General features: G+C 48.4%; 2 protein-coding genes. Both read right to left on the bottom strand.

The window, feature by feature from the left end; all coding sequences use genetic code 11:
- Positions 1–703, bottom strand: a 703-nt coding sequence (locus H6B10_RS14085; protein ID WP_204652180.1) for a ParA family protein, incomplete at its 3' end; no start/stop codon positions are given.
- 450 nt (positions 704–1,153) lie between these two features.
- Positions 1,154–2,017 carry a ParB/RepB/Spo0J family partition protein gene (locus H6B10_RS14090; protein WP_204652181.1) on the bottom strand — a complete coding sequence of 288 codons (864 nt, stop codon included), beginning with the start codon at positions 2,015–2,017 and terminating at the stop codon, positions 1,154–1,156.
- Positions 2,018–2,277: the final 260 nt, after the last annotated feature.

Genomic DNA, 2,277 nt, shown 5'->3' on the forward strand with positions numbered 1-2,277 from the left:
TGCCCTCGGCACTGATTTTCTTTGCCCGGACGGAATGGGGAATCTCAGTTCCGAACACTTTGATTTTGCTGCCGTAGGTTTCTCGCAGCAGAGCCGCAATCTCCTTGGCAAAGTTGGTGCGGTTGTCCACCATCGTCAGCAGGATACCGTCGATCTGGAGCTTGGGGTTGATCTGCCGTTTCACCTTATTGACCGTCTGGAGCAGCTGTTCCAAGCCCTTGGCGGGCAGATACTCCGCCTGGACGGGGATTATTACCCTGTTGGCAGCAGCCAACGCATTGATCGTAAGCATCCCCAAGGAGGGCTGACAGTCAATCAGGATATGGGAATACTGTCCCTTGAGGGTGTCCAGATACTGCCGCAGGATTGTCTCTCGGCTCATGGCGTTCACCAGAGAGACCTCCATGCCGGAGAGCTGGATGTCAGCGGGCATCAGGTCAACGCCCTCCGGGTGATGCAGGATACCCTCGCCGGGGCGCAGCGGCTCGTCCATCAGGATACGGCCCATCGCGTCGGACAGGGTAAAGGGTAGCTTGTCCGGCTGGTGGTGGCCCAGGCTGATGGTCAGACTTCCTTGCGGGTCCCCGTCGATCAGCAGCACTTTCTTCCCGGCCTGTGCCAGCCCGATACCCAGGTTTGCGCAGGTGGTTGTCTTGCCAACGCCGCCTTTCTGGTTGGCGATGGCGATAATTTGTGTGTTCATTTCAGTTTCCTCCTGTGTCTTGAACAGAAGATGGAATATAAAGAGGGTAAACTACCCCCTTGGGTTTTCTTAAAATCAAGAACATTTCGGCATCCTTTTGATTTAGGATTCATTTATCACGGTTCTGTACCGGACACTCCCATTGCCTGCGACGCTTTTAACGCTCGGACTGTGGCTGAGTGTAAGTTTTCCCCCTGCCCCTGGATCGTGGCCTCAAGTTATCAAGCTCTTTACCGGCGATAGGGAAGTCGCTCGACCCGTAGGCGTCATGGCGTATCACCGTAGTGGCTCTCCGAGGGACGGTTGTACCTGATGTTCTTCTGAATTTTCAAGGTCCATGAGATGTAACTCTCACTTGTAGGCCACGGCAGAGGCCGTTTGTTGCGCAAAAAATAAAAAAAGGAGCAGAAAAATTTTCTGCTCCCTGTTGTGACAAGGTATAATGACCTTTTATTGTGTGTAGCCACGCTTTTTACTCCAATTCCTAATCAACAGTAAAATCGTGTTGTGCATCTGTTCACTATTGTAATGCGAGGGGAAATACTGCTTGATTTCTTCTTCTTCAACAATCATCGGCTCTCTCTGGTTTGGTTTCTTTTCCGATAAGATAGAAACCAAGTAATCTTCTGTGAAGTCTGATTCACTGGCCTTTTCTCGGATGGCTTTTGCCTGAGAAATAGATGGGGTTGCTTTTAGTGCTACCATCACCTTATATAGTAGCTTTTGTTGCTTCTTGTCCAAGTAGGAAATAGATACTGCTGGATTCAATGCGATTTTTCTATTATCAACCATTTCAAGAATTTCTGGTATCAATTCAGTAAGACGGATATAGCGAGAAATTTGGTTGCGACTTTGACCGACTTGTTCAGCAATTAACTCTCTGGATTCTTTTCCGACACACTTCCGCCCAAGTTGGGCGGAAGTAAATCCTTTACGCCCCTGATGGCTCATAGCTGCCAACTTCATTTTGTATGCAAAGGCTCTTTCACTTGGGAGAATCGTCTCACGCTGAAGGTTTGCATCTACCATGTTTACAACTGCCTCATCATCCGTCATAGACCGGACTAAAACAGGCATCTCAGAGTAACCCAATACTTCACAAGCCGCTTTGCGTCGATGACCAGAAATTAGTTCATAGCATTCCTCACCAATCTGGCGAGCCACCGCTGGATGAATTACACCGTGAATTTCAATGCTCTCAACAAGACGCCGAAATTCCTCATCGTCTCGTACCTGAAAGGGATGATTCTTAAATGGCTTCAGTTGTTCCAAGGGAATGTTTTCTACTGCTTGCCTTTGATCGTCTCGTCCCATAATGGCCCCCTTTACTGAAAGCTGAATTCGTCCAAAATTACGGAACTGGCTGCTGTGAAAATAGCAGCGAGCATGGACAAAATGTATTTTTGAAATCAGAATACATTTTTGCGTTCCCGTTTAGATTTGTACAAACAGCCCAAAATAACAATCAAAACCACCCGTTGAACGGGTGGTTTGAACAGGCCCTATAAGGGCCTATCTCCTGTGGTCGCTCCCTAAAGGGAGCCCTGAAAAGTCTGGCAACCACACTTTTACCA

Source organism: Gemmiger formicilis (assembly GCF_016901605.1).
In the GTDB taxonomy this organism is placed as follows: Bacteria; Bacillota; Clostridia; order Oscillospirales; family Ruminococcaceae; genus Gemmiger; species Gemmiger formicilis_B.

Coding starts and splice junctions, on each gene's coding strand:
- H6B10_RS14090 (WP_204652181.1), bottom strand. CDS start 2,017: ATGGGACGAGACGATCAAAGGCAAGCAGTAGAAAACATTCCCTTGGAA.